This window comes from Marinomonas sp. TW1, from assembly GCF_001625355.1.
GTDB lineage: Bacteria > Pseudomonadota > Gammaproteobacteria > Pseudomonadales > Marinomonadaceae > Marinomonas.
Window position 1 is genome coordinate 1 of sequence record NZ_JSEE01000038.1, and the last position, 943, is coordinate 943.

The 943-nt window shown below is 40.2% G+C and carries 1 protein-coding gene; it reads right to left on the reverse strand.

Features of this window, described 5'->3' with window-relative positions; all coding sequences use genetic code 11:
- Positions 1-190: 190 nt before the first annotated feature.
- The coding region (locus tag OA79_RS17750) for a hypothetical protein (protein WP_063334551.1) at positions 191-943 on the reverse strand (753 nt) is incomplete at its 5' end.

Consider the following 943-nt stretch of genomic DNA (forward strand, 5'->3'; position numbering starts at 1 on the left):
CACGTAACAGGACAGGCATGATAAAAGCACTCGTAGCCAGTAAAAGCAGATCAATGCGCTTACTAAAAAGTCTCTTTTATTGTGCTTGAAGAAAGAATATTCCAGATAAGGAGTAAAAGCCTGAATTAGAGGCACACTCAACCAAACCGGCATTATAATGACTGGGGTTTTACTAAGTTTTTACAGAAGATTAGGCTATTAGTGGAAGATTTTGACTTTTAGGTTTTCTTTGTCGTTGGTATTTCTCACAATAATGGTTTATCGAATGTTCTTGCCCAACTAAACTCCCTGTTTTTTTCTCGAATTCTGTTGCGATACAGAGCCAGTTTTCTGAGGAAATATTGAGACGTTTCAAAATAGGCAGTTGCGATTTATCTATTGCACCGCGTTTGTCTTCACGGATTATCCTTCCTGTCATATCGACAAGCTCAAGATAATCAGTCAGTTTAAATGGTAACCCATCAGGCATGTCTTTTCTTGGGTTTCCAACAAAGGGGGATAAGGCTTTTGGTTGATGTTTTCTTTTTGCAGAAGTAACGCGTTTTTTCACACTAGTAAAATCCGATTCTTCAGGTGTTTTGCTGATATTAGCTCGAAGGGGATTTAAGTCAACATATGCCATGCAAGCCATTAAAGCGGCTTCGTCTAATAGGGCTTGAGACTTAAAACGGCCTTCCCAAAAATGTCCTGTACACTTGTCTTCATTGTTCGCTCTTCGAGCGATGGGTTCATTAAGTTCTTTCATAAACCAACTAATGTTCATCAGGCGCTCTCGGTACGTTTCAGCAGCGATTTCGGCTAGCGCCACTGCGTAGTTTGGCAAGTCCTCCCCTTTTATATAGCGTTGAGTAAATATTGTCCCTTTGTGTAATGCGTGCCAACGCTGTAATACTTCTAATGTTGACCATGATTTCGCTTTTTCTGTATTCACATGCAACACAAC